At 61.4% G+C, this 24,792-nt stretch carries 22 protein-coding genes and 1 other RNA gene; 11 read left to right on the plus strand and 12 right to left on the minus strand.

Features of this window, described 5'->3' with window-relative positions; genetic code table 11:
• The first annotated feature begins 109 nt into the window (after nt 1-109).
• The 4 genes from ligA (at nt 110) to ACVHNU_RS05890 (ending at nt 6,272) form a co-directional block, all read left to right on the plus strand.
• The gene (gene ligA, locus ACVHNU_RS05875; protein WP_473019192.1) at nt 110-2,467 is read left to right on the plus strand and encodes an NAD-dependent DNA ligase LigA; all 2,358 of its coding nucleotides are present in this window, start codon (nt 110-112) and stop codon (nt 2,465-2,467) included.
• Between the two features lie 252 nt (nt 2,468-2,719).
• Entirely contained in the window at nt 2,720-3,886 is a 1,167-nt protein-coding gene (locus ACVHNU_RS05880; protein WP_473019193.1) for a zinc-binding metallopeptidase family protein, read from the plus strand.
• A gap of 111 nt (nt 3,887-3,997) precedes the next feature.
• Nucleotides 3,998-4,094: signal recognition particle sRNA small type (gene ffs, locus ACVHNU_RS05885), an RNA gene on the plus strand.
• Nucleotides 4,095-4,322: 228 nt separating this feature from the next.
• Nucleotides 4,323-6,272 carry a hypothetical protein gene (locus tag ACVHNU_RS05890; RefSeq protein ID WP_473019194.1) on the plus strand — a complete coding sequence of 650 codons (1,950 nt, stop codon included), beginning with the start codon at nt 4,323-4,325 and terminating at the stop codon, nt 6,270-6,272.
• A 121-nt stretch (nt 6,273-6,393) separates the two neighbouring features.
• Here ACVHNU_RS05890 and ACVHNU_RS05895 read toward each other — a convergent pair whose 3' ends face one another.
• Nucleotides 6,394-7,143, minus strand: coding sequence for a substrate-binding periplasmic protein (locus ACVHNU_RS05895; protein ID WP_226500306.1), 750 nt, complete (start codon nt 7,141-7,143; stop codon nt 6,394-6,396).
• A gap of 144 nt (nt 7,144-7,287) precedes the next feature.
• On the opposite strand from ACVHNU_RS05895, the gene dnaX reads away from it, so the two are divergent.
• From dnaX to ACVHNU_RS05920, 5 genes are all read left to right on the plus strand, one after another.
• The gene (gene dnaX / locus ACVHNU_RS05900) at nt 7,288-9,375 is read left to right on the plus strand and encodes a DNA polymerase III subunit gamma/tau (protein WP_473019195.1); all 2,088 of its coding nucleotides are present in this window, start codon (nt 7,288-7,290) and stop codon (nt 9,373-9,375) included.
• Between the two features lie 67 nt (nt 9,376-9,442).
• On the plus strand, nt 9,443-9,781 hold the full coding sequence (locus ACVHNU_RS05905; protein ID WP_003223337.1) for a YbaB/EbfC family nucleoid-associated protein: 339 nt from the start codon (nt 9,443-9,445) through the stop codon (nt 9,779-9,781).
• 263 nt (nt 9,782-10,044) lie between these two features.
• Nucleotides 10,045-11,079, plus strand: a complete 1,035-nt coding sequence (locus ACVHNU_RS05910) for an NADP-dependent oxidoreductase (RefSeq protein WP_473019196.1) — start codon at nt 10,045-10,047, stop codon at nt 11,077-11,079.
• A gap of 66 nt (nt 11,080-11,145) precedes the next feature.
• Nucleotides 11,146-11,748 (plus strand): recombination mediator RecR, encoded by a 603-nt coding sequence (gene recR, locus ACVHNU_RS05915; protein WP_003223341.1) that lies wholly within the window; start codon nt 11,146-11,148, stop codon nt 11,746-11,748.
• Nucleotides 11,749-11,930: 182 nt separating this feature from the next.
• Nucleotides 11,931-13,079 (plus strand): acyl-CoA dehydrogenase family protein, encoded by a 1,149-nt coding sequence (locus tag ACVHNU_RS05920; protein WP_473019197.1) that lies wholly within the window; start codon nt 11,931-11,933, stop codon nt 13,077-13,079.
• 109 nt (nt 13,080-13,188) lie between these two features.
• On the opposite strand, the gene ACVHNU_RS05925 is transcribed toward ACVHNU_RS05920, so the two are convergent.
• Together ACVHNU_RS05925 and fnr are read right to left on the minus strand one after the other, a co-directional pair.
• Nucleotides 13,189-13,737, minus strand: coding sequence for an adenine phosphoribosyltransferase (locus ACVHNU_RS05925; protein ID WP_003223345.1), 549 nt, complete (start codon nt 13,735-13,737; stop codon nt 13,189-13,191).
• Between the two features lie 78 nt (nt 13,738-13,815).
• Nucleotides 13,816-14,550 (minus strand): fumarate/nitrate reduction transcriptional regulator Fnr, encoded by a 735-nt coding sequence (gene fnr, locus ACVHNU_RS05930; protein ID WP_003223347.1) that lies wholly within the window; start codon nt 14,548-14,550, stop codon nt 13,816-13,818.
• A gap of 155 nt (nt 14,551-14,705) precedes the next feature.
• Between fnr and ACVHNU_RS05935 the strand changes: the two genes are divergently transcribed.
• Complete coding sequence (locus ACVHNU_RS05935) at nt 14,706-15,188, plus strand: hypothetical protein (RefSeq protein WP_473019198.1); 483 nt, start codon at nt 14,706-14,708, stop codon at nt 15,186-15,188.
• On the opposite strand, the gene hemN is transcribed toward ACVHNU_RS05935, so the two are convergent.
• From hemN to ACVHNU_RS05980, 9 genes are all read right to left on the minus strand, one after another.
• A complete protein-coding gene (gene hemN, locus ACVHNU_RS05940) occupies nt 15,185-16,567 on the minus strand; it encodes an oxygen-independent coproporphyrinogen III oxidase (protein ID WP_473019199.1) in 1,383 nt (460 codons plus the stop codon). The genes ACVHNU_RS05935 and hemN overlap by 4 nt on opposite strands.
• Before the next feature lie 212 nt (nt 16,568-16,779).
• Complete coding sequence (locus ACVHNU_RS05945) at nt 16,780-17,463, minus strand: sulfite exporter TauE/SafE family protein (protein WP_095165377.1); 684 nt, start codon at nt 17,461-17,463, stop codon at nt 16,780-16,782.
• Nucleotides 17,456-17,668 carry a cbb3-type cytochrome oxidase assembly protein CcoS gene (gene ccoS / locus ACVHNU_RS05950; protein ID WP_103521523.1) on the minus strand — a complete coding sequence of 71 codons (213 nt, stop codon included), beginning with the start codon at nt 17,666-17,668 and terminating at the stop codon, nt 17,456-17,458. Before ccoS ends, ACVHNU_RS05945 begins: the two co-directional genes overlap by 8 nt.
• Nucleotides 17,669-17,690: 22 nt before the next feature.
• On the minus strand, nt 17,691-20,141 hold the full coding sequence (locus ACVHNU_RS05955; RefSeq protein WP_473019200.1) for a heavy metal translocating P-type ATPase: 2,451 nt from the start codon (nt 20,139-20,141) through the stop codon (nt 17,691-17,693).
• Nucleotides 20,142-20,304: 163 nt separating this feature from the next.
• The gene (locus tag ACVHNU_RS05960; protein ID WP_473019201.1) at nt 20,305-20,844 is read right to left on the minus strand and encodes a FixH family protein; all 540 of its coding nucleotides are present in this window, start codon (nt 20,842-20,844) and stop codon (nt 20,305-20,307) included.
• Between the two features lie 11 nt (nt 20,845-20,855).
• Nucleotides 20,856-22,271: a cytochrome c oxidase accessory protein CcoG gene (ccoG, locus tag ACVHNU_RS05965; RefSeq protein WP_003223360.1), complete on the minus strand. Its 1,416-nt coding sequence runs from the start codon at nt 22,269-22,271 to the stop codon at nt 20,856-20,858.
• A gap of 222 nt (nt 22,272-22,493) precedes the next feature.
• Nucleotides 22,494-22,904 (minus strand): type II toxin-antitoxin system VapC family toxin, encoded by a 411-nt coding sequence (locus tag ACVHNU_RS05970; protein ID WP_003223364.1) that lies wholly within the window; start codon nt 22,902-22,904, stop codon nt 22,494-22,496.
• Nucleotides 22,904-23,158: a type II toxin-antitoxin system Phd/YefM family antitoxin gene (locus ACVHNU_RS05975; protein WP_045122727.1), complete on the minus strand. Its 255-nt coding sequence runs from the start codon at nt 23,156-23,158 to the stop codon at nt 22,904-22,906. Before ACVHNU_RS05975 ends, ACVHNU_RS05970 begins: the two co-directional genes overlap by 1 nt.
• Nucleotides 23,159-23,332: 174 nt before the next feature.
• Entirely contained in the window at nt 23,333-23,530 is a 198-nt protein-coding gene (locus ACVHNU_RS05980; protein ID WP_003223368.1) for a hypothetical protein, read from the minus strand.
• 252 nt (nt 23,531-23,782) lie between these two features.
• On the opposite strand from ACVHNU_RS05980, the gene ACVHNU_RS05985 reads away from it, so the two are divergent.
• Nucleotides 23,783-24,787 carry a metallophosphoesterase family protein gene (locus tag ACVHNU_RS05985; protein WP_473019202.1) on the plus strand — a complete coding sequence of 335 codons (1,005 nt, stop codon included), beginning with the start codon at nt 23,783-23,785 and terminating at the stop codon, nt 24,785-24,787.
• Nucleotides 24,788-24,792: the final 5 nt, after the last annotated feature.

The following is a 24,792-nucleotide window of genomic DNA, read 5'->3' on the forward strand; positions in this document are numbered from 1 at the left end:
CAGCCCAGCGGGAGCAAGCTCCCTCGCCACAATGTCCATAGCCTTGAGCTATTGTGATTTAGAAGATTGAGCAGCCTCGGCTGCTCTTTTGCTTTATGAGAGAACACCCATGACCGCCGCCAAAAACCGCATCCTAGAGCTGCGCGCTGAACTTGATCAGCACAACTACCGGTACCACGTCCTCGACGAGCCGAGCATTCCGGACGCCGAGTACGATCGGTTGTTCCACGAGCTCAAGGCACTGGAAGCGGCCAATCCGGAATTGATCACCAGCGACTCGCCAACCCAACGGGTCGGCAGCGTGGCACTGACCGCGTTCACCCAGGTGCGTCACGAAGTGCCGATGCTCAGCCTCGGCAACGCCTTCGAAGAAACCGACATGCGCGAGTTCGACCGCCGGGTGACCGAAGGTCTGGATCTGCCGGCCGGTGATCTGTTCGGTGGCGGCGCCGCGGTGGAATACAGTTGCGAGCCGAAACTCGATGGCCTGGCGGTCAGCCTGCTGTATCAGGACGGCGTGCTGGTGCGTGGCGCCACCCGCGGCGATGGCACCACCGGTGAAGACATCAGCGTCAACGTGCGCACCGTGCGCAACATCCCGTTGAAGCTGCATGGCGAGGGCTGGCCGGCGACCCTGGAAGTGCGCGGTGAAGTGTTCATGTCCAAGGCCGGTTTCGAGCGCCTCAACGCCTCGCAACTGGAAGTCGGCGGCAAGACCTTCGCCAACCCGCGCAACGCCGCTGCCGGCAGCCTGCGTCAGCTGGATTCGAAGATCACCGCCAACCGCCCGCTGGAGTTCTGCTGCTACGGCATCGGTCAGGTTTCCCACGATATTTCCGACACCCACATTGGCAACCTCAAGCAATTGCAGAAGTGGGGCATGCCGATCAGCCACGAGCTGAAACTGGCCAAAGGCATCGACGAGTGCCTGGATTACTACCGTGACATCGGCGAACGGCGTAACGCGCTGGCCTACGAAATCGACGGTGTGGTGTTCAAGGTCAACAGCATCGCCGATCAGCGTGAGCTGGGCTTCCGTGCCCGCGAACCGCGTTGGGCGATCGCGCACAAATTCCCGGCCATGGAAGAACTCACCGAACTGCTCGACGTGGAATTCCAGGTCGGCCGTACCGGCGCCGTCACTCCGGTGGCACGGCTGAAACCGGTTAAGGTCGCAGGTGTCACCGTGGCCAACGCCACCCTGCACAACATGGACGAAGTGGCGCGCCTGGGCCTGATGATCGGCGACACGGTGATCATCCGCCGCGCCGGTGACGTGATCCCGCAGGTGGTGCAAGTGGTCACCGAACGCCGTCCCGAGAATGCACGTCCTGTAGCGATTCCGGAGAACTGCCCGGTCTGCGGCTCCCATGTCGAGCGCACGCAACTGGTCAAACGCAGCAAAGGCAAGGAAACCATCAGCGAAGGTGCGGTGTACCGCTGCGTCGGCCGTCTGGCCTGTGGTGCGCAACTGAAGCAGGCGATCATTCACTTCGTCTCGCGCCGGGCGATGGACATCGAAGGCCTCGGCGACAAGAGCGTCGAGCAACTGGTCGACGAAGGTCTGGTCAGTTCGCCGGCCGATCTGTATGCGTTGAAGTTCGACGACATTGTCGATCTGGAAGGCTTTGCCGAGGTCTCCAGCAACAAGCTGCTGGCAGCCATCGAAGACAGCAAGCAACCGGGTCTGGCGCGGTTCATTTACGCCCTCGGCATTCCCGATGTCGGCGAGGAGACGGCCAAGGTTCTGGCGCGCTCGCTGGGGTCGCTGGAGCGCGTGCAGCAGGCGTTGCCGCAAGTGTTGACCTACCTGCCGGACATCGGCCTGGAAGTGGCGCACGAGATTCACAGCTTCTTTGAGGATGAGCACAACCAGCAGGTGATCACCGAGTTGTTGGGGCATGGCCTGCAGATTCAGGATCAGGGTGAACTCGGCGCCGAATTTGCCGCCAGCACCACGCTCGGCGGTCTGCTCGACAAGCTGCACATCCCTTCGGTTGGCCCGGGCGGTGCGCAGAAACTGGCGGACAAATTCGGCTCGCTGGACGCGGTAATGAATGCTGATTGGCTGGACATGCGCCAGGCGTTGCCGGAGAAGCAGGCCAATTCTGTTCGCGAGTTTTTTGCTGTGCCTGAGCACCGGCAAATCGCCGAGTCTGCCGAGAAGCAGTTGCGGGATTTCGGCATGCACTGGCTGAGCGAGAAGAAAGTCGTCGAAGGCCTGCCGCTGTCCGGCGAGACCTGGGTGCTGACTGGCAAGGTCGAACTGATGAGCCGTGATGTGGCCAAAGAACACCTGGAGAGTCTCGGCGCCAAAGTTGCCGGCTCGGTATCGGCCAAGACCCACTGCGTGGTGGCGGGGCCGGGGGCTGGCTCGAAGCTGACCAAGGCCAATGAGCTGGGCGTGAAGGTGATGGATGAAGAGGCGTTTATCGCGTTCCTCAAAACTCACGGTATTTCTGCCTGATACCTTTTCGGTCGGCAGTCTGTTTTTGTGGCGAGGGAGCTTGCTCCCGCTCGGCGACGAAGTCGTCGCAAAACCACCATCCTCGGTGTTTCAGGATAAATGAGGTCGCATGGTTTCGGGGCTGCTTCGCAACCCCGGCGGGAGCAAGCTCCCTCGCCACATCGGCAGTGTCACTCAGTAGCTGCGCTGTATTCGGGAACATTGTTGTCTTCAGGATGATCTAGTCTTGGCAAGCCCCAGGGAGAGATCGCCATGTACCGCTTTTTCGAGCAGCTCAGTTCTCGCATCGTCGCGCCGTTCATGGGCGAGTCTTCACGCAACAGCAAAATCTGGCCGTGCCGCTGCGGCCAGTCGCTGTTCTTTCGCAACAGTCAGTGCCTGGCGTGCAGCGCCATGCTGGGCTATCAGCCTGAAGAAAGTCGCCTGACCTCGCTGCAACCGGGGCCACAGGACGGTCGCTGGACGCTCGATGCCGATCCCGGCGCCGGACTGTTTCGCCGCTGCGCCAACCTCGACACGCCCGCCGCGTGCAACTGGCTGCTGCCGGATAACGGTCACGACAGCCTGTGCATCGCCTGCAGCCTCAATCGCACCATCCCCGATCTCTCGGTGCCGGAAAACCCCGAACGCTGGCGCAAGGTCGAAATCGCCAAGCGCCGACTGGTGGTGCAACTGATCACCCTCGGCCTGCCGGTCATCCCGAAAACCGTGGACGAAGCGACCGGTCTGGCCTTCGACTTCATCGGCGTCGACCTCGAAGGCAACGCGCCGATGACCGGCCACGCCAACGGCCTGATCACCCTCGACATCAAAGAAGCCGACGACGTTCATCGTGAGCAGGTGCGGGCGGCGATGCATGAACCCTATCGCACGCTGCTCGGGCATTTTCGGCATGAGGTCGGGCATTACTACTGGGACCGTCTGATCGCCAACGGCCCGTGGCTCGAGTCGTTCCGCCAGCTGTTCGGCGACGAACGCGCCAGTTATGCCGAAGCGCTCGACCGTCATTATCAGCAAGGTGCTCCGCTGGACTGGCCGCAACACTACGTCAGCGCCTACGCGACCATGCACCCGTGGGAAGACTGGGCCGAAACCTGGGCGCATTACCTGCACATGATGGACGCGGTGGACACCGCGCTGGGCTTCGGCATGAGCGCGCGGGAAATGGATTTCGACTACCAGCCGTTCCCGTCCAGCACGCTGTACGACCCGGAGCACCCCGGCGGCGCGGCGTTCCTGTCGTTCGTCAACGCCTGGATCGAACTGGCGGGCATGCTCAACGAGCTGTCACGCAGCATGGGGCAGCCGGATTTCTACCCGTTCGTGCTGCCGGCGGCGGCGATTGCCAAGCTGCACTTCATCCATCTGGTGATCCAGCAGGCGGGCGGCAAGGCGGACGAGGTGTTGCAGGCGCAATAGCAAGTGCTTGAAGCCCTTCATATTTTTTATCTGAAACCAACGGTTGTAACTTCGCTTCAGATAGGTACAATGGCGCGGCTCGCCGACAGGTGAGTGTCGTTATGGTGACCCCATCGGTCCCCCCGCAACGATTACCCGTGAACCTGGTCAGAGCCGGAAGGCAGCAGCCACAGCGGGAACATTGTGTGCCGGGGTGTGGCTGGTGGGGTTACCACCTTAACGAACATCCAACGCTTCAACAGAACTGCATGGGTTTCGCCCACTGCGGTTTTTTTATGCCTGCGATTCGAGCTGTCACGCCAGCCCCTGTGGGAGCGATCCTGCTCGCGAAGGCTGCCCCCCGATGCCTGTTCAGTCACCAAGGCTGAACAGTGGCATACTCCACCGTCTTGCTGCGCGCGTCGTTGACAAGTTCGCGCCCTGGCTACGAGGTTGTATGCACCCGGAACATCACGATTTATCCACCGCCGTGTACTTGCCTGTGACGGACGAGACCTGCGCGAGCCTGTTGCAGCCCGAGGGCGCGAAAATCCTCGGTGAGCTGACGGATGCGCAATTGGCCGCCGTGCTGGTCATCCAGAATCTGGCCCAGGCCGCCGAAAAGGATCTCACCGCCACGGCGGCGGAGAAGGTGCTGGCGCGGCTGATCGCCTGGGCGGTCGATGGCGGGGCAGGGCTGCTGTCCGAGGCGCAGCGGCTGTTCGATCCGCGCCAGTTGTACTTCGGCCTGAACGCCATCAGGGGATTGAACCTGCGTCTGTTGTTGGCCGAAGAGGTGTCGGCGCAGGATTACCTGCTGCCCGATGGCAAGTGGGATGACGAGTTCAAGACGCGCCACCACGCGGTCAACAATCCGTTCAGCCAGCAGATGATCAGCCCGGCGCACCGCGAGCGCTGGCTCAGCGCTGCGCAAGACAAACTGGTCAGAACCTTCCGCGCCAACCTCGATGAAGACCTGCACGTTCAAGGCTACGCCGGGATCGGCAAGAGCCATCTGGTCGGCGCGTTGACCGAGTGCCTGCGCCCAGAGAAAACCCTGCTGCTGGCACGCACCCCGGAAAAACTCGCGACCCTGTGCCAGCGCATGGGCGTAGGCAGTGAGCGCAAGCCCGGCATCACCTTTGAGGCGTTCGCGCGCGGGCTGATTTACGGGCGCAAGCCGCAGCCGGCAGGGGGCGCCGGCCGAGTCGCGAGCAAGCAGAGCCTGGCGCAGGAGCTGAACATCCTCGGCTTTCGCGAGCATGACGCGCAAAGAACCCTCAACGTCTGCCTGGAAACCCTTGAGCGCTATTGCCACTCCCGGGATTACAGCCTGTCGGCGCATCATCTGCCGTATTTCAAACTGTCCTTGTCCAGCCTTGAGTCCAAGGTGCTGCTGGAATATTCAAGCCGCGTGTGGACTTACCTCGAGGCCAACCCGGCGTGGGGCCGGCAGAGCGGCTTTGAAGCCTTGTTGCTAATCAAGCGGGCAAGCCTTGCCGGCTGCGTGGTGCCGCCGCGCTATACCCACGTGCTGATCGACGAGAGCCAGGACATTCCCGCTTCGCTGCTGCAGATTATCGAGCGCGGCCGGCAGGTGCTGATCACGCTGGGCGATGAGTATCAGCATGCCGAGCGCGATCTGGTGAAAAGAAAGCGTGAAGTGCGCCAGAGCGATATCACCTATTCGGTGCGCTCGGGGCGCAATGTCGAGCGTCTGGTCAATCCGCTGATTTCCCGGCACTCGGAAAAGAGCAAGGTGCCTTTCGAGGGCGCACGTGAGGCGGACGTCGGCATCGAGTTTTATCCCCAGGGCTTTGTCCCGCCGGAAGGTTGTGTGGTGCTGACGGCATCCCCTTGGGACACCATGAAGTGGGCCATGCAACTGCACGATGCCAATTGCCTGTTCTGCTTCGCCGACATGCAGGCGCAGCGCGACCTTGAGCACTTCATGACCAGCGCCATCGAGTTGTTCAAGGTGGATTACTACAGTTCCACGCACAGCGAGAAGGGCCCGCATCGCTATTTCAGCGACTTGCCGAAGTGGCAACAGGTACGCGATGCCAATCAGTTCGACGAGGCGTTTCTGTGGGTCGAGGCCGAGCTGGAGAAAGGCTTCAAGGTCGCTGACCTGACCCGGCTCAACCGGATGATCGGCGGCCGCGGCAAGAGCTGTCTGCTGATGCAGGCGCAGGAGGCGGGCGGCATGGAGTTCGACCGCGTGCTGCTGACGCCTGAGCTGCTGACCAATGTGCAGTTCAAGGACGCCTACGCGTTCGACCAGCGGATCTGCGCCGTGTACATCGCCATCTCCCGCGCCCGGCAGCAGCTTTACCTGCCGTACGATGTGGTCGAGTGGATCGAGTTTCACGACTACCAGAAATTCCGCGAGTCGCACGGTTACTGAATAATTCTCCGTCGGAAATGTCCTCCTGTGGGAGCGGGCTTGCTCGCGAAGGCGGTGTGTCAGTTAACGAATCAGGTGACTGACACAACGCCTTCGCGAGCAAGCCCGCTCCCACAATGGGTTATGGGATGGCTTCAGCGGACCCGGTATACAACCGGATAATGTCATCAATCTCCCCCGACATTTTCATCCGCAACAACGTGCGCAAGATCCGCTGCACCGGCACCTGCGGGTCATTCCTCACATAGCAGCCGACCTGCTGCTCCTGCAGCACCGCCACCCCGTGCAGTTGCTGCGCGGGCAGCAGGCGCTGGTTGAACCAGTCCAGCGTCCATTGATTGCTCACCGCATAGCGGTAGCGCCCGGCCAGGAGTTTTTCCAGCACTTGTTCCTGATTGCGCGCGTCGTCGCGTTGCAGGCGATCGGCGTCGAACAGCGGTTGCAGGGTCGGGTAGGTGTAGCCGAGCACGGTGCCGATCGATTGGCGTGCAAGGTTCGCCGGATCGACGCGTGGTGGTTGATCCTGGCGGCCGATCAGCAAATCGCGCTGGAACAGCAGCGGAATGCTCCAGATGTAATCGCCGGACTGATTCGGCAGCCACGATTGTGCGGCATAGCAGCGCACATCGACTTCACCGCGCTCCATGGCACTTTGTACTCGGGTGCGCGGCAGGACGTGGAATTCGGCGGGCACGCCGACCTGCGTCGCGAGACTGAGCATGATGTCGTGGAGGATGCCCTGGGTCGGGCGGCCGTGATCGATCTGCACCATCGGCATCGCCCAGCTGTCGGCCACGACAAAGCGCAGCGGCGGTTCGGACGCGCTCACGCTCAGACTGATCCCCAATAACGCTCCCAAGGCCCAACGCATAAATGCTCCGATGAGTCCCGATCCCGAGCCGATATTTCCCCGCCAACAGCAGCTTAGCCAGATTAGACGAGCACACCGGATGCAATTTTGCCCTTGCTCCGCTAGCATTAGCCGCTTCAGCTTCCTTCGTTGCGACGGTTTTCGATGAGTTATCAGGTTCTTGCACGTAAATGGCGTCCGCGCTCGTTCCGCGAAATGGTCGGCCAGACCCATGTGCTCAAGGCTCTGATCAATGCCTTGGACAGCCAGCGGCTGCACCACGCGTACCTGTTCACCGGTACCCGCGGGGTCGGTAAGACCACCATTGCGCGGATCATTGCCAAATGCCTGAACTGTGAAACAGGTATCACCTCCAGCCCCTGCGGCGAGTGTTCGGTGTGCCGCGAGATCGATGAAGGGCGTTTCGTCGACCTGATCGAGATCGACGCCGCGAGCCGGACCAAGGTCGAGGACACCCGCGAGCTGCTCGACAACGTGCAGTACGCGCCGAGCCGCGGGCGCTTCAAGGTCTACCTGATCGACGAAGTGCACATGCTTTCCAGCCATTCCTTCAATGCGCTGTTGAAAACCCTTGAAGAGCCGCCGCCGTACGTCAAGTTCATCCTGGCGACCACTGATCCGCAGAAACTTCCGGCAACGATTTTGTCGCGCTGCCTGCAGTTCTCCCTGAAGAACATGACGCCTGAGCGCGTGGTCGAGCATTTGACCCACGTCCTCGGCGCCGAAAACGTGCCGTTCGAAGACGACGCGCTGTGGTTGCTGGGCCGCGCCGCCGACGGCTCGATGCGTGACGCCATGAGCCTGACCGACCAGGCCATCGCCTTCGGTGAAGGCAAGGTGCTGGCCGCCGACGTGCGGGCGATGCTCGGCACCCTGGATCACGGCCAGGTCTTCGACGTGCTGCACGCGCTGATCGAGGGCGATGCCAAGGCGTTGCTCGAAGCCGTGCGTCACTTGGCCGAACAGGGGCCGGACTGGAACGGCGTGCTCTCGGAAATTCTCAATGTGCTGCACCGTGTCGCCATCGCCCAGGCATTGCCTGAAGGTGTCGACAACGGCCATGGCGACCGTGACCGCGTGTTGGCGCTGGCGCAGGCGCTACCGGCCGAAGATGTGCAGTTCTATTACCAGATGGGCCTGATCGGTCGCCGCGACTTGCCGCTGGCGCCGGACCCGCGTGGTGGGTTCGAGATGGTCTTGCTGCGGATGCTGGCCTTCCGGCCCGCGGACACGGCGGACGCCCCGAGGCAGCCGCTAAAGCCAGTGGGGATCAGCCAGGCCACAGTTGATTCCGCAAACTCAGTGGCTGCCGCGCCTGAACCTGCGCCGGTAGTCGCTGCGGCTGTTGCGCCTGCACCGGTTGTTGCGCCAGCGCCAGCCCCGGCTTCTGAGCCAGCGCCTGTGGTGTCCGCTGCGCCGGTACCAGACCCAGAACCTGAGCCAGTCGTCGCCGAAGCGGTAGTCGACCTGCCGTGGAACGATCCGGTCGAACCCGAGCCACAGCCCGAGCCGGTGCAACAACCAGCCGTCGAACCGGTGCTGGAAACCGCCGCCGAGCAGCCCGAGTTGCCGCCGATGCCGCTGCCGACCCCGGACAGCGTGGTGCCGGATGCACCCGAGTGGGCCGCGGCGCCGATTCCCGAGCCGTCGGTCGCCGACGTCGATGCCGCCACGCCGGGCATGGACCTCGACGACGAGCCACCGCTGGACGAAGACTACATCGAGCCGGACATGGATTCGGCCTACAGCTACCTCGACGACCTGGCCAGCGAACACACCGCCGAGCCGGCCCCGGAGCCCGAGCCGGAGCCTGCCGCCGCGCCGGCCACCGGTCTGGCGTTGCAATGGCTGGAGCTGTTCCCGCAACTGCCGATTTCCGGCATGACCGGCAGCATCGCCGCCAACTGCACGCTGATCGCGGTCGATGGCGACCATTGGCTGATGCACCTGGACCCGGCGCACAGCGCGCTGTTCAACGCCACGCAACAGCGGCGCCTGAACGAAGCATTGAACCAGTTCAACGGTCGCACGTTGACCCTGACCATCGAGCTGATCAAGCCCGAGCAGGAAACCCCGGCGCAGGCCGCGTCCCGTCGCCGGGCCAACCGTCAGCGCGAGGCGGAGGAATCGATCCACGGTGATCCGTTCATCCAGCAGATGGTCCAGCAGTTCGGTGCGGTCGTGCGACACGATACTATTGAACCTGTCGATGCCTTGGTCGCCCAAGGTTAATAACTGAGGGCGTTCGGCGTTAAGCGCCGGGCGCTGTTTTGATCCAAGTACTTTTGAGGTGATTCCCATGATGAAAGGTGGCATGGCCGGCCTGATGAAGCAGGCACAGCAGATGCAGGAAAAAATGGCCAAGATGCAGGAAGAACTGGCCAACGCCGAAGTCACCGGCAAGGCCGGTGGCGATATGGTCACCGTGGTGATGACCGGTCGTCACGACGTGAAAAGCGTCAGCATCGACCCAAGCCTGGTTGAAGGCCTGAGCGAAGACGACAAGGAAATGCTGGAAGCCGTGGTTGCTGCCGCCGTCAACGACGCCGTGCGCAAGATCGAAGCCAACAGCCAGGAAAAAATGGGCAGCATGACCGCCGGCATGAACCTGCCAGCGGGTATGAAACTGCCATTCTGATTCGCCTTCGCGGGTTGGATGAGCTACACAAAATGCCAGGCATTGCGCCTGGCATTTTTGTTTCTGCCTGATTGTCATGTGCTGGCAGGGCTGACGCCTTCGCGAGCAAGCCCGCTCCCACAGGGGAATGCATTTCAACATGTGGGAGCGGGCTTGCTCGCGAAGGCGTCGACTCGGACCAACTGAAGAAACATCGAACCCACCACCGCCGCCAAAGGTCTGCTCCCTATACCCCCGAATTCCCAATCACAGGAGACGCTGACATGTCCGACCCTCTGACCCTCAATCAACGCTTCGTCCTCGCCTCGCGCCCGGTTGGCGCGCCGACTCCGGAAAACTTCCGTCTGGAGCGCGAAGCGTTGCCGGACCTCGAAGACGGGCAGGTGCTGCTCAAGACCCTGTACCTGTCGCTGGACCCGTACATGCGCGGACGCATGAGCGACGCGCCGTCCTACGCCGCGCCGGTACAAATCGGCGAAGTGATGACCGGTGGCGCTGTCAGCCGTGTCGAGGATTCGCGTCATCCAAAATTCCACCAAGGCGATCTGGTGGTCGGCCTGACCGGCTGGCAGAGCCACAGCATCAGTGACGGGCGCAACATCATGCCGATTCCGTCCGGTCTGCCGAGCCCGTCGATGGCCCTCGGTGTGCTGGGCATGCCGGGGATGACCGCGTACATGGGGCTGATCGACATCGGTCAGCCGAAAGAAGGCGAAACCCTGGTGGTGGCTGCCGCGTCCGGTGCCGTCGGTTCGGTGGTCGGTCAGGTCGCGAAGATCAAGGGCCTGCGCGCGGTCGGCGTGGCCGGTGGCGCCGACAAATGCAAATACGTGGTCGAGGAGTTGGGTTTTGATGCCTGCATCGATCACAAGGCACCGGACTTTGCCGAACAACTGGCCAAGGCTTGCCCGAAAGGCATCGACATCTATTACGAGAACGTCGGCGGGCATGTGTTCGATGCCGTGGTGCCGCTGCTCAACCCCAAGGCGCGGATCCCGCTGTGCGGGCTGATCGCCGGTTACAACGCTTCCGAAGCGCCGAAAGGCCCGGATCGTCTGCCGATGCTGCAACGCACGCTGCTGACCAAGCGTGTGCGAATTCAGGGCTTCATCGTCTTTGATGACTACGGCGATCGTCAGCCGGAATTCATCAGCCACATGGTGCCGTGGGTGCGCGACGGCAAGGTCAAATTCCGCGAAGACGTGGTCGAGGGCCTGGAGCAGGCGCCCGAGGCGTTTATCGGTCTGCTGGAAGGGCGCAACTTCGGCAAACTGGTGGTGAAGGTTGCCCAAGACTGAGCATTTGACGCTGGCCGGAGGCGCGGGTATAAACCGCGTCTCGTTGTTTTGTCGGACTTTTTACCCATGAGCTTCAGCCCTTTGATTCGCCAACTGATCGACGCCCTGCGCACTTTGCCGGGCGTGGGTCAGAAAACCGCCCAGCGCATGGCGTTGCAGTTGCTCGAACGTGATCGCAGCGGCGGCACGCGCCTGGCCCAGGCCCTGAGCCAGGCTATGGAAGGGGTGGGTCACTGCCGTCAGTGCCGCACGCTGACCGAAGACGATCTGTGCCCGCAATGCGCCGACACACGCCGCGACGATACGCTGTTGTGCGTGGTGGAAGGACCGATGGACGTGTATGCAGTGGAGCAGACCGGTTTCCGTGGTCGCTACTTCGTGCTCAAGGGCCACCTGTCGCCGCTCGATGGTCTAGGCCCGGAAGCCATCGGTATTCCGCAGTTGATGGCGCGTATTGAAGAGGCTGGCACGTTTACCGAGGTCATCCTCGCCACCAACCCGACGGTGGAAGGTGAGGCGACCGCGCATTACATCGCCCAACTGCTCAGCAACAAAGGCCTGATCGCCTCGCGGATTGCCCACGGCGTACCACTGGGCGGGGAGCTGGAGTTGGTGGATGGCGGGACGCTGGCGCATTCGTTTGCCGGGCGTAAGCCGATTTCCCTCTGAGTCATAGGGTGTCTGAACAGACGCCTTCGCGAGCAAGCCCGCTCCCACAATGGAATGCATCCTCCTGTGGGAGCGGGCTTGCTCGCGAATGGCGCACCTCGGTCTGACTGATTCACACAAACTTATTGAAAACCAAGCAAGCGCTCGGTTAACGTCGGCCAACCCTTCAGTGGAGTTCGCCGATGCCTGCCTTCCAGGAATACTTCGACCCCGGCCACCAAATGGTCCGCGACAGCGTCAGACGTTTCGTCGAGCGCGAGATCCTGCCGGACATCGATGCGTGGGAAGAAGCCGAAAGCTTTCCCCGTGAGCTGTACCTGAAGGCCGGGGCGGCGGGGATTCTCGGCATCGGTTATCCCGAAGCGCTGGGTGGCAGCCACGAAGGTGATGTATTCGCCAAGGTTGCCGCCAGCGAAGAGCTGATGCGCTGCGGCTCCGGTGGTTTGGTCGCCGGCCTCGGTTCGCTGGATATCGGCCTGCCACCGATCGTCAAATGGGCCCGGCCCGAGGTGCGCGACCGTGTCGTGCCGTCAGTGCTCAGCGGCGAGAAAATCAGCGCACTGGCGATTACCGAACCCGGCGGCGGTTCCGACGTCGCCAACCTGCAAACCCGCGCCGTGCGTGACGGCGACGTCTACCGGGTGAGTGGCAGCAAGACCTTCATCACCAGTGGCGTGCGCGCCGATTTCTACACCGTCGCAGTGCGCACCGGAGCGCCGGGTTTCGGCGGCATCAGCCTGCTGTTGATCGAGAAGGGCACCCCTGGCTTCAGCGTAGGCCGCCAGCTGAAGAAAATGGGCTGGTGGGCCTCGGACACCGCTGAACTGTTCTTCGACGATTGCAGGGTGCCTGTGGGCAATCTGATCGGCGTGGAGAACATGGGGTTTGCCTGCATCATGGGCAATTTCCAGAGCGAACGGTTGGCGCTGGCGCTGATGGCCAACATGACTTCGCAGCTGGCATTGGAACAGGCGCTGAAGTGGGCGCGCGAGCGTGAGGCGTTCGGCAAACCGATCGGCAAGTTCCAGGTGATCAAGCATCGGCTGGCCGAAATGGCCACGGCACTGGAAGTATCGCGCGAGTTCACCTACCGCCAGGCGGCGAAAATGGCGGCGGGGCAGAGCGTGATCAAGGAGATTTCCATGGCCAAGAACGTTGCCACGGACACCTCCGACCGGATCACCAGCGAAGCGGTGCAGATTCTTGGTGGTCTGGGTTACATGCGCGAAAGTCTGGTGGAGCGGCTGTATCGGGATAACCGCATTCTGTCGATCGGCGGCGGGACGCGGGAGGTGATGAACGAGATCATCAGCAAGCAGATGGGGCTTTAGGTTTTGCGGTGAGGCTGCCGGCCCCTTCGCGAGCAAGCCCGCTCCCACAGGAGAATGCATTCAACTGTGGGAGCGAGCTTGCTCGCGAAGGCGGCCTGAAGGGCGCTACTTATTTATCGGTCAACGCAAACTGCGTCAGACAGAACGTCGGAATCCCCATGTCTTCCAGACGCTGCGACCCACCCAGCTCCGGCAGATCAATGATCGCCGCCGCTTCATGCACCCGCGCGCCCATGCGGCGGATCAGGTTGGCGGCTGCGATCAGCGTGCCACCGGTGGCAATCAGGTCATCGAACATCACCACCGAATCGCCTTCGCACAGGCTGTCGGCGTGCACTTCGAGGAACGCTTCGCCGTATTCGGTCGCATAACCCTCGGCCAATACGTCCGCCGGCAGTTTGCCCTGCTTGCGGAACAGCACCAGCGGCTTGTTCAGCTGGTAGGCCAGCACCGAACCGATCAGGAAACCGCGCGCATCCATCGCGCCGATGTGGGTGAAGTCGGCTTCCACATAACGGTGGGCGAAGCTGTCCATCACCAGGCGCAGGGCCTTGGGCGACTGGAACAGCGGGGTGATGTCGCGAAAGATCACGCCCGGTTTCGGGAAGTCGATCACGGGGCGGATCAGGGATTTGATGTCGAAGGAGTCGAAGACCATCGTCGAGGTGTCCTGGCAGGGCTGCAAACGGCGCAGTATACCCGCGGCTGAAACGCTTCGCTCAACCGCGGATCGAGATCAGCCTTCGAGCGAGCCGCCGGCCAGGGCGCAGAGCTGGATCGGGTCGAGGATGTGGATCTCTTTGCCCTCGGCGGCGATCAGTTCGTTCTGCTGGAACCGGGTAAACACCCGCGACACGGTTTCCACCGCGAGGCCCAGATAGTTGCCGATTTCGTTGCGCGACATGCTCAGGCGGAACTGGTTGGCCGAGAACCCGCGAGCGCGGAAGCGTGCCGACAGGTTGACCAGGAACGTGGCGATGCGCTCGTCGGCGGTTTTCTTCGACAGCAGCAGCATCATTTGCTGGTCGTCGCGGATCTCGCGGCTCATCACCCGCATCAACTGACGGCGCAGCTGTGGCAGTTGCAGGGCCAGTTCGTCGAGGCGTTCGAAGGGAATTTCACAGACCGAGGTGGTTTCCAGGGCCTGGGCCGACACCGGGTGCTTTTCGGTGTCCATGCCGGACAGGCCGACCAGTTCGCTCGGCAGGTGGAAACCGGTGAGCTGTTCTTCGCCGCTGTCGCTCAGGCTGAAGGTCTTCAGGGCGCCGGAGCGTACTGCATAAACGGAATCGAAAGTGTCGCCCTGGCGGAACAGGAACTCGCCCTTTTTCAGCGGGCGGCCACGTTTAACGATTTCGTCCAGCGCATCCATGTCTTCCAGATTCAGAGAAAGTGGCAGGCAGAGAGGAGCCAGGCTGCAATCCTTGCAATGGGCCTGGTTGTGAGCGCGCAGTTTAACTGGCTCGGACATTTCTTAAATCCTTGTGGGAAAACACACATAAGCCGTAAGGGTAACCCACGGGAGGACATTCAGGCCAGTCTGCGGCGAGTTTGTCCCACGGGCGTAAAGCCGCAGGGCAAGTGGCCGATAAAGGGGTATCACCACGCATGCAAGGAATCGCTTCGATGGCTGCCATTGACACGCTGAAACCCGATAACAGCGGCGTTGCGTCTGTACCGAGCACCGCCAGGACGGTGTCCGGCGACGAGCAGGATGCCGTCTCGGCGTCGCTGGCAACCCCGACCTTGGTCGAGGGTGTCAAAGTGTCGCTGTCCCATGCCTCGATCGAAAAAGCCTTCAGCGCCGGTGGCGAGAACAGCGACATCGAAGACAGTGGCCTGCCGGAAAACGTCCAGCAATTGCTGAAGATGATCCGCAAATTGCAAAAGGAAATCGCCGAGAAGAAAGCCCGGATGGCGGCGGTCATGGCTGACAAGAGGCTGACCAACGAAGCCAAGGTCAACATGCTCGCCGCACTGCGTGGCGCCATCGCCGCGCTGAATACCGGGCTGATCAGCGCCAATCTGGCCCTGTCCAAAGTCATGGACCAGTCCGGCCTCACCTCCGAGCAGAACCTCACGCTCGGCTCACTGCTGACGAAAAACTAGATCACCCGCGAAAAGCGCTGCCGGTTCTGCTGTTCCAGATACGCGTCGAATACCATGCACACCGAGCGCACCAGCAGGCGTCCGGCCGGCAGCACTTCGATCCGCTCGCGTTCCAGATTGATCAGCCCATCGTTGGCCATGCCTTGCAGTTGCGGCCACAGCGCGCCGAAGTAACCCTGAAAATCGATGTTGAACGCCTGCTCGATCTCGGCGAACTCCAGGCTGAAATTGCAGATCAGATGCTGGATCACCGCGCGGCGCAGGCGATCGTCGGCATTGCACACCAGGCCCCGGCTGGTCGCCAGTTGCGCGGCGGCAAGGGTGTTCTGGTACTGATTAAGATCGCTATTGTTCTGGCAGTAGAGATCGCCGATCTGGCTGATCGCCGACACCCCCAGACCAATCAGATCGCAATGGCCGTGGGTGGTGTAGCCCTGGAAGTTGCGCTGCAGAGTCTGTTCTTCCTGAGCGATTGCCAGCTCATCGTCGGGCAGGGCGAAGTGATCCATGCCGATGTAGCGGTAGCCGGCGGCGGTCAGTTGTTCGATGGTGCGCTGGAGCATTTCCAGTTTTTGCGCAGGGCTTGGCAGTTCGTGGCTGTTAATCCGCCGCTGCGGCATGAAGCGCTCCGGCAAGTGCGCGTAGTTGAACACCGAGAGCCGGTCCGGTTGCAGGCTGATGACTTCCTCGACGGTGCGCGCGAAGTTTTCCGGGGTCTGCTTGGGCAGGCCATAGATCAGGTCGATGTTGATCGAGCGAAATTGCAGGGTGCGCGCCGCGTCGATGACTGCGCGGGTCTCCTCAAGGCTTTGCAGACGATTGACCGCGCGTTGCACCGCCGGATCGAGGTCTTGCAGGCCGATGCTGACCCGGTTGAAGCCGAGTTCACGCAGCAGGCCCATGGTCGACCAGTCGGCCTCGCGTGGGTCGATCTCGATGCCGTAATCGCCGGAATCGTCATCCAGCAGATTGAAGTGTTTGCGCAGGTGCGCCATCAGCTGACGCAGTTCGTCATGGCTGAGAAAGGTCGGGGTGCCGCCGCCGAAGTGCAGTTGCTCGACTTTCTGCGCCGGCTCCAGGTGGCAGGCGATCAACTGGATTTCCTGCTCCAGGCGTTGCAGATACGGCTGTGCGCGCCCGCGATCCTTGGTGATGACTTTGTTGCAGGCGCAGTAGTAGCAAATGTTCGCGCAGAACGGCACGTGCACATAAAGAGACAACGGGCGCAGCGCCTTGCGGCTGTCGCGCAGGGCATGGAACAGGTCGAAGGTGCCGACCTGGCTGTTGAATTGCACGGCCGTCGGATACGAGGTGTAGCGCGGCCCCGCCAGGTCGTAGCGGCGGATCAGATCAGTGTCCCAACGAATGGCGTCGAGCATGCGGGCATTCCCCCGGATAGGCTGGCAGTGTGGCGAGTCTATCGGGGTGCGGCGACTGGGCTGTTGATTTGCATCAACGGCGGGTTGGTAGTGACTGCTTTTGTGGCGAGGGAGCTTGCTCCCGCTGGACTGCGCAGCAGGCTCCTGGTTTTGCTGTCAAATCGGGAGGGGCGCTTCGCACCCCAGCGGGAGCAAGCTCCCTCGCAACAGTTTTAGTGGCCCATCAGCCAATGTTGGTGTGGGCCGGGCAAGGTCCAGATCCCGAACAGAATCACCAGCAAGCCCCCGGCCATGCGCACGCTGCGTTTGCGCAGCAACGCCGTCACCCGCTCGGCCGCCAGCCCTGTGGCGAGCAGCACTGGCCATGTCCCCAGCCCGAACGCCAGCATCAACAGCGCACTGTCCAGCGCATTGCCCTGGCTCGCCGACCACAGCAGCGTGCTATAAACCAGTCCGCAGGGTAGCCAGCCCCACAGCGCGCCGAGCAGCAACGCGCGGGGCAAACTCGACACCGGCAGCAGCCGATTGGCCACCGGCTGAATGTAACGCCACAAACCGCGACCCAGGCTTTCGATGCGGGTCAGGCCGCTCCACCAGCCGGCCAGATACAGGCCCATCGCAATCAGCAGCAACCCGGCGAGGATGCGCATGAACATCGCCGCCGGGCTGTTCGCCACCGCCCAACCGGCGAGGCCGATCAGCAAACCGGCGGTCGCGTAACTGAGGATCCGTCCGAGGTTGTACGCCAGCAGCAGACGAAAGCGTCGGCTGCGCTGTTCCTTGGGAATCGCCAGGGTCAGCGCGCCCATCAGGCCGCCGCACATGCCCAGGCAATGCCCGCCACCGAGCAGGCCGAGGATCAGCGCCGAGACCAGCAGGGGCGCCAGCTCAAGCATGGGGTGGGGCCTTGTCGTCCGGTTTGTCGGATTTGGCTTCGTCCACGGCGGCGGTGTGGTTCGGGTCCTGATCGTCGAACAGGATGCTGTGGGCCGGGCCGTCGAGGTCGTCGTACTGCCCGCTGTCCACCGCCCAGAAAAAGATGTACACGGCGATGGCCACGATCAGCAGGGCGGCCGGGATCATCACGTAAAGAGCTGGCATCGGTACTCCAGGGCCGTGCGGCTCAGGCCGGCAACGGGCGGGTTTCTGAACGGGTGCCGGCAACCGGCGCGCTCGGCAGGCGAGTCAGGCGCAGGGCGTTGAGCACCACGGTCAACGAACTGATCGACATGCCGACAGCGGCCCATACCGGAGTGATCCAGCCGAGAGCGGCGAACGGCAACATGAGGCCATTGTACAGCGCCGCCCACAGCAGGTTCTCGATGATTACCCGACGGGTTCTGCGCGCTAGCGTGAAGGCTTGCACCAGCGCGTCGAGACGGTTGGACAGCAGCACCGCGTCGGCACTGGTTTTCGCCAGATCCGTGGCCGAACCCATGGCCACGCTGATGTCGGCAGCGGCCAGCACCGGTACGTCATTCACCCCATCGCCGAGCATCAGCACTTTGCGACCTTGAGCGTGCAGTTGTTGCAGCACCTGCAATTTGTCATCCGGGCGCAGACCGCCACGGGCCTCGTCGATGCCCAGTTCGGCGGCGACGCTGGCGACCATCGGCGAGCTGTCGCCGGACAGCAGCAGCGTGCGCCAGCCACGGGCCTTGCACGCGGCGAGCAGGGCGGGTGCGTCGTCGCGCAGGCGGTCGTCGAGAACGAACCATGCCAGCGGCCCTTGATCGTCTCCAAGCAGCAGCCATTGGCCCGGTTCATCCGGCATCGCCGGCACAGGTGCGCCGCTGAGGTCGCAGACAAATTCGGCCTGCCCGATGCGCAAGCGCTGTGCGTCGACCAATCCTTCCAGCCCAAGCCCCGGCGTGCTGTGCACTTCCTCGGCGGCCAGTGGCGCACGCCCGAAGGCGCGGGCAATCGGGTGTTCCGAACGGTTTTCCAGAGCGGCAGCAAGGCTCAGGCACTGGTCGCTGTTCAACGTGCCCAGTGGGCGAATCGAACGCAAAACCAGCCGCCCTTCGGTGAGGGTGCCGGTCTTGTCGAAGATCACCGTGTCGATCTGGTTCAGGCCTTCCAGCACGTGGCCGCGCGTCAGCAACAGGCCGAGTTTGTGCAGGGTGCCAGTGGCAGCGGTCAACGCCGTCGGGGTCGCCAGCGACAGCGCGCAAGGGCAGGTCGCGACCAGCATCGCCAGGACGATCCAGAACGCCCGTGACGAGTCCAGCTGCCACCACAACAGGCCGATGGCCGCCGCTGCAACAAGCGACAACAGCAGGAACCATTGCGCGGCGCGGTCGGCGATTTCCGCCAGTCGCGGTTTCTCGGCCTGGGCGCGATCGAGCAGGCGGACGATGGCCGACAGGCGTGTGTCCTGACCCAGCGCCAGCACCTCGACGGTCAACGCGCCTTCGACGTTCAGCGTACCGGCGGTGACCGCATCGCCGAGGGTGCGCGGTTGTGGCAGGTATTCACCGGTCAGCAGCGATTCGTCGATGCTCGACTGGCCGTCGAGGATCTTGCCGTCCGCCGGCAGGATCGAACCCGGTTGCACCAGCACCCGGTCACCCAGGCGCAATTCGCTGAGCAGAATGCGTTCGCTCTGGCCATTGGCGTCGAGGCGCAGGCACGAGGCCGGCAGCAGGTTCACAAGCTGCGCGGTAGCAGCGGCGGTGCGTTCGCGGGCGCGACGCTCCAGATAGCGCCCGGCAAGGAGAAACAGCGCGAACATCCCGACCGCATCGAAATACAGCTCGCCGACCCCGGTGATCGAGGTCCAGATCCCGGCGATGTAGGCACTGCCGATCGCCAGCGACACCGAGACGTCCATGGTCAGATGCCGGGTGCGCAAATCGCGCATGGCGCCCTTGAAGAACGGCGCGCAGCTGTAGAACACGATCGGCGTGGTGAGGAACAGCGCGACCCAGCGCAGGATCGTGTGCAGTTCGGGGCTGAGGTCGATGTTGAATTCCGGCCAGGTCGCCATGGTCGCCATCATTGCCTGGAACCACAGCAATCCGGCGACGCCGAGTTGGCGCAGCGCCAGACGGTTTTCGCTGGCCAGTTGTTCGCTGGCGCGGTCGGCCTGATACGGGTGGGCGGCGTAACCGATGTGGCGCAGTTCGGCGAGGATCTGGCTCAGTGGCAATTGCGTATCCGCCCATTGCACATGCAGGCGATGGTTCGACAGATTGAGCCGCGCCTCGGCCACGGCCGGCAGGGTGCGCAGGTGTTTCTCGATCAGCCAGCCGCAGGCGGCGCAACTGATGCCTTCCATCAACAGGGTGGTTTCGGCGAGTTCGCCATCGTGACGGACGAAAGGTTTTTGCACGTCGGCGCGGTCGTACAGCGCCAGTTCATCGGTCAATTGCACCGGCAGTGCTTCGGGGTTGGCCGAAGCTTCGCTGCGATGCTGGTAATAGCTTTCCAGACCACCGGCGACGATGGCTTCGGCCACAGCCTGACAGCCGGGGCAGCAGAACTCGCGGGACTCCCCGAGCACGACGGCGGTGAAGCGGCTGCCCGACGGGACGGGCAGAGCGCAGTGGTAGCAGGGGAGTGGGGTGGTCATTTGTGATGCCGTGCAAATCTATTGTGGCGAGGGCGCTTGCTCCCGCTCGGCTGCGAAGCAGTCGTATGGCAGCAATTCATTCTGCCTGAATGAACCGGGAAGCTGGTTATAGGGGCGCTTCGCACCCCAGCGGGAGCAAGCTCCCTCACCACAGTGCAGATTTTTATTTATCCAGGTCTTCGGCGCCCTGCAGCGGTTCGTCACCGAGCAGCAGATCCTTGTCATGGCTGACCTGTTCCTCTTCGAACATGCGCCACACGTGGTCGTCCTGAGTGCCCAGCAATTCGACAAAACGTCGGCCTTCGACCTTGTCGCCCAACTGGCCGATGTAACGGCCGGTTTCGGTTTCGCTGCGGGTCAGGACGATCTTGCGATCCTTCTCCGGCTGGGTCGGCGAGATCAGGTTCAGTTCCAGGGTTTTCGGCTGGCTGTCACCGCTCAGGCGCAGATCGACTTCGCCAGTGACGTCATCGAGATGGACGTTGGCGCGCATCTTCAGATCCTGCGCCAGCAGTTCGCGATCCAGTGAACGATTGATGCCTTTGCCGGCCTCGTAGTAGTTGTCGTTGACCAGGTTGTCCGGGTTGTTCACCGCAATGGTCACCATCGACAGGGTCAAGGTCACCGAACAGGTCAGGATCCCGATGATGATCCATGGCCAAAGGTGCTTGTACCAAGGGCTTGCGGCGTTTGCTGCGGGCATGTTCAGTTCTCTCAACGGGTTTGTGGGCCGATGAATCGGCTCTTGGCTTCAACGTGGACGCTGTCGTCGTCGGCATCCTTGAGGATGAATTTCACCTCGTTGGTGCTTGACGGCAATTGTTCCGGTGCGCTCGACAACTCCACCGGCATGCTGAAAATTTCGCCGGCCGGCACCTTGATCTCGCGTTTGCCTTGCAGGCGCAGATCCGGCAGACCGGCGGCCTCCAGCACGTAGGTGTGGTCGCGCTGATCCTTGTTCATGATCTTCAGGCTGTAGACGTTTTCGATCCGGCCTTCGGCGTTTTCGCGGTACAGCACGCGGTCCTTGCTGACGTCGAACCCGACCAGTGAGCGCATGAAGAACGCGGTGACCAAAAGACTGATCATCGCCAGCAGCACTACCGCATAGCCGATCAGGCGTGGCCGCAGTTTATGGGTTTTCTGTCCGGAGAGGTTGTGTTCGGTGGTGTAGCTGATGAGGCCGCGCGGGTAGTCCATCTTGTCCATGATGGCGTCGCAGGCGTCGATGCACGCGGCGCAACCGATGCACTCGATCTGCAGACCGTCACGAATGTCGATGCCGGTCGGGCACACCTGAACGCACATGGTGCAATCGATGCAATCGCCCAGCCCCAGGGCCTTGTAGTCGACACCTTTCTTGCGCGGGCCACGGCTTTCGCCGCGACGCGGATCGTAGGAAACGATCAGCGTGTCCTTGTCGAACATCACGCTCTGGAAGCGTGCGTACGGGCACATGTAGATACACACCTGTTCACGCAGCCAGCCGGCATTGCCGTAGGTGGCGAGGGTGAAGAACCCGACCCAGAAATACGACCAGCCATCGGCCTGGCCGGTGAAGAACTCGAACACCAGTTCGCGGATCGGCGAGAAGTAGCCGACGAAGGTCATGCCGGTGACGAAACCGATCAGCAGCCAAAGCGAATGCTTGGCGAGTTTGCGCAAAAACTTGTTGCCGCTCATCGGCGCTTTATCGAGCTTGATGCGCTGGTTGCGGTCGCCTTCGGTGACCTTCTCGCACCACATGAATATCCATGTCCACACGCTTTGCGGGCAGGTATAGCCGCACCAGACGCGGCCTGCGTAGACGGTGATAAAGAACAGGCCGAACGCCGCGATGATCAGCAGGCCGGACAGCAGGATGAAATCCTGCGGCCAGAAGGTCGCACCAAAGATGAAGAATTTACGCTCCGGCAGGTTCCACCACACCGCCTGATGCCCGCCCCAGTTCAGCCACACCGTACCGAAATACAGCAGGAACAGCGCGGCGCCGCCCACCATCCGCAGATTGCGGAACAGGCCGGTGAAGGCACGGGTGTAGATTTTTTCTCGGGAGGCGTAAAGATCGACGCTGTTGTTCGCGTTTTTGCTCGGTGGTGTGACGTCGTGTACCGGAATCTGGTTGCTCATCATTGCATCCCACGGCAGTGGAAAAACGCCTCGGTCGATACGTGCCGACCGCGGTCAGAAAGGGGTGTTGCAGTGGCGCAATGATACGCCTGTCGCTCTGGCTCAAGGGTGCGACCTTTGGTCGCGTTGGGAAAAAAGCGTTATTGGTGTAGCGAATGCAGCAAAGCCTGATGCAGATCAATTGACTTGATGAGTATGGACAGTTTTCGCGCTGTCGCTCGCTCATTGTTCCCATGGATTGATCAGGGCGACACCGCTGGACTGGAAATCGCCGACGTTACGAGTGACCACCGTGAGCCCGTGCACCAGGGCAGTGGCGGCGATCAATGCATCGCTTTCATTGGTCTGGTCGGGCACATGCAGGCTGGCGCAGCGTAGTGCAACCGCAGCATCGACCGGTAGGATTCGTGCTTCAAAGGCCGGCATGACGTGACGCGTCAGCCAACTGCGCAACAGCTTTCCTTGAGCAGGATCACGCCGTTCCATTCGTAGTACCCCGGTTTCCAGTTCTTTCAAGGTAATGGCCGAGATGTACAGGCGCGGTGCGATGACGCTTTTGGCCCAACTGACGACATTGGCATCGGCTTGCGGCTTGCGAAGTTCGGAAATCACATTGGTGTCGAGTAAATACATCAGGACAGATCCACAGGACGATGAATGATGACTGCGCGCTCGGTTTCGAAATCGATGTCGGCAGCCTCCGGCATGACCAGCAAGTCGACAATGCTGGCGTTTGCACCGCTCAGTTTCTGAAATTCCTCAATGCTCAACAGTACGTGAGAGGCCTTGCCACGGTCGGTGATGATCACTGGACCCAGACGTGCAGCCTTTTTGGCGCCGCTGGTGTCCTGATTGAATTCACGGCTTGAGATGGTGGTGATTGCCATCATGGTAGACCTCTCGCAATACAGGTGTAGCAACGTTACTACTTCGCCTTCGGTGCGGCAATCGAGGAGGACCGGGCTCAGCCGTCCGTTGGTCGGTCCCTGGCTGGCGTCAGTCGAGCCGGCCTCGCCAAAGGTGGAGACCGGCTCGGGTTTATTCAGACCTGGCTTCAAGACTCAGGGAAGCCTGCCGCCGCCCAGACTGTCGAGGCTGCCGGTATTTCTGTGGGGTTTTGTGGTGCGGCGGGATTCGGGTTGCAAGGGATTGCCCAGTGTCACGGCAATCGATTCCGCGGGGTGATCTGATGGTTCGGCGTGATTGTTATCAGCGAGGTTCTGATCATCCGAGAGACGGTTCTTGTCGTCATTCAACATAGTGGCTTCATCCTTGAAGTTGCTCCGATGCGGATCATCGGGCTGTGGAAGACCCTACAGAGCATTGTTGATCGAGTCCATCAGGCATGTGTCTCAAAGTATTAATTTCAATAACTGTGCCGATGTTGCGGAAATATCATTAGTTAATTGAAGGCTTTTAATTTTTTATTGTTTTCGAATAGCTTTGCGGCTGTTCTGCAGCGTATTAGTTGTAGGTTCATGTTTTGATGGTTAACTAAATAGTGGAGTGTTATGAGAATCAAGGAAGTTAAAAAGCTTTTCGCGTGTCTGTGCCTGTTGTCACTGACTTCTTTTGCCAGTGCCAACGAAAGTGCGCCGCAACACATGGTATTCGCCTCGGATCCGCAATACCCGTGGACGGAAAAATCGGACAGTGGTGAAGATGAATCGAGCGCGGATTTCGAAAAGCGCGCGAAATGGCTGGTGGAAACCCAGTTCGCGAGTATTGCCCAGTTCCGCAACGAGATGGGCGGGCAGGCTGCAGTACCATTGATGATCAATGGTGACATGACCGCGTTCGGCCATGGCTGGCAGCGTTCTTATGTCGGATCGATGCTGAAGAAATACTTTGGCGATCACGTGCTCTACGGATTGGGTAATCATGATTATCAGAACAATGTGAATGACTGTTTCAGTGAGAACTGCGCAGCGGGCAGTATTGTTGATTACCGTGATCATCATGTCGATAAAGTCGACCAGTTCGATCTGGAAGTGAGCGGCAGTTTTCTGAATAAACACTATCTGGGTAGTCTGGCTTATTCAAAGAATATCGGTGAAGTGCATCTGGTGCAGTTGAACAATGAGCCGACTTATGCGGTGAAGATTTCTCACGCGTTGAATCCGACCACATTCGACATCAGGGCGTCGCTGGACTGGCTGGAGAATGATTTGCGAATAGCGCGAGCGCAGGGCTACGCGATCATTATCAACATGCACAAACCCTATGAATGGAAAGGCAGTTGGGATCAGCAGAAGCGCTTTCGCGACATGATTGAAAAGTATCAGGTGACGGCGATGTTCGCCGGCCACTTCCACGACGAGGGTGGTAGCCAGACCTATATGGGGAGCGTGCCGATGTTTCTCAGCGGTTCAGCTTCTCAGCAGACGTACCTGACCGCCACTTTTTCCAAGGATCGCAAGCAACTGGAGGTAAGTCTGGTCGAGGACAATCAGTGGCGCAAACGTACACCGGTGGCCACCGTGCCGGTGAAGTCGATCTGGGCCAGTGCCCCATAAAAAAT

The sequence above is a fragment of the Pseudomonas sp. Ors-4-3C genome, assembly GCF_055755035.1.

Coding starts and splice junctions, on each gene's coding strand:
- ACVHNU_RS05910 (WP_473019196.1), top strand. CDS start 10,045: ATGTCCGACCCTCTGACCCTCAATCAACGCTTCGTCCTCGCCTCGCGC.
- ACVHNU_RS05890 (WP_473019194.1), top strand. CDS start 4,323: ATGCACCCGGAACATCACGATTTATCCACCGCCGTGTACTTGCCTGTG.
- ligA (WP_473019192.1), top strand. CDS start 110: ATGACCGCCGCCAAAAACCGCATCCTAGAGCTGCGCGCTGAACTTGAT.
- ACVHNU_RS05980 (WP_003223368.1), bottom strand. CDS start 23,530: ATGTTGAATGACGACAAGAACCGTCTCTCGGATGATCAGAACCTCGCT.
- fnr (WP_003223347.1), bottom strand. CDS start 14,550: ATGTCCGAGCCAGTTAAACTGCGCGCTCACAACCAGGCCCATTGCAAG.
- recR (WP_003223341.1), top strand. CDS start 11,146: ATGAGCTTCAGCCCTTTGATTCGCCAACTGATCGACGCCCTGCGCACT.
- ACVHNU_RS05985 (WP_473019202.1), top strand. CDS start 23,783: ATGAGAATCAAGGAAGTTAAAAAGCTTTTCGCGTGTCTGTGCCTGTTG.
- ACVHNU_RS05920 (WP_473019197.1), top strand. CDS start 11,931: ATGCCTGCCTTCCAGGAATACTTCGACCCCGGCCACCAAATGGTCCGC.
- ACVHNU_RS05955 (WP_473019200.1), bottom strand. CDS start 20,141: ATGACCACCCCACTCCCCTGCTACCACTGCGCTCTGCCCGTCCCGTCG.
- ACVHNU_RS05880 (WP_473019193.1), top strand. CDS start 2,720: ATGTACCGCTTTTTCGAGCAGCTCAGTTCTCGCATCGTCGCGCCGTTC.
- ccoG (WP_003223360.1), bottom strand. CDS start 22,271: ATGAGCAACCAGATTCCGGTACACGACGTCACACCACCGAGCAAAAAC.
- ACVHNU_RS05975 (WP_045122727.1), bottom strand. CDS start 23,158: ATGGCAATCACCACCATCTCAAGCCGTGAATTCAATCAGGACACCAGC.
- ACVHNU_RS05960 (WP_473019201.1), bottom strand. CDS start 20,844: ATGCCCGCAGCAAACGCCGCAAGCCCTTGGTACAAGCACCTTTGGCCA.
- ACVHNU_RS05895 (WP_226500306.1), bottom strand. CDS start 7,143: ATGCGTTGGGCCTTGGGAGCGTTATTGGGGATCAGTCTGAGCGTGAGC.
- ccoS (WP_103521523.1), bottom strand. CDS start 17,668: ATGCCAGCTCTTTACGTGATGATCCCGGCCGCCCTGCTGATCGTGGCC.
- ACVHNU_RS05945 (WP_095165377.1), bottom strand. CDS start 17,463: ATGCTTGAGCTGGCGCCCCTGCTGGTCTCGGCGCTGATCCTCGGCCTG.
- ACVHNU_RS05905 (WP_003223337.1), top strand. CDS start 9,443: ATGATGAAAGGTGGCATGGCCGGCCTGATGAAGCAGGCACAGCAGATG.
- dnaX (WP_473019195.1), top strand. CDS start 7,288: ATGAGTTATCAGGTTCTTGCACGTAAATGGCGTCCGCGCTCGTTCCGC.
- ACVHNU_RS05970 (WP_003223364.1), bottom strand. CDS start 22,904: ATGTATTTACTCGACACCAATGTGATTTCCGAACTTCGCAAGCCGCAA.
- ACVHNU_RS05925 (WP_003223345.1), bottom strand. CDS start 13,737: ATGGTCTTCGACTCCTTCGACATCAAATCCCTGATCCGCCCCGTGATC.
- hemN (WP_473019199.1), bottom strand. CDS start 16,567: ATGCTCGACGCCATTCGTTGGGACACTGATCTGATCCGCCGCTACGAC.
- ACVHNU_RS05935 (WP_473019198.1), top strand. CDS start 14,706: ATGGCTGCCATTGACACGCTGAAACCCGATAACAGCGGCGTTGCGTCT.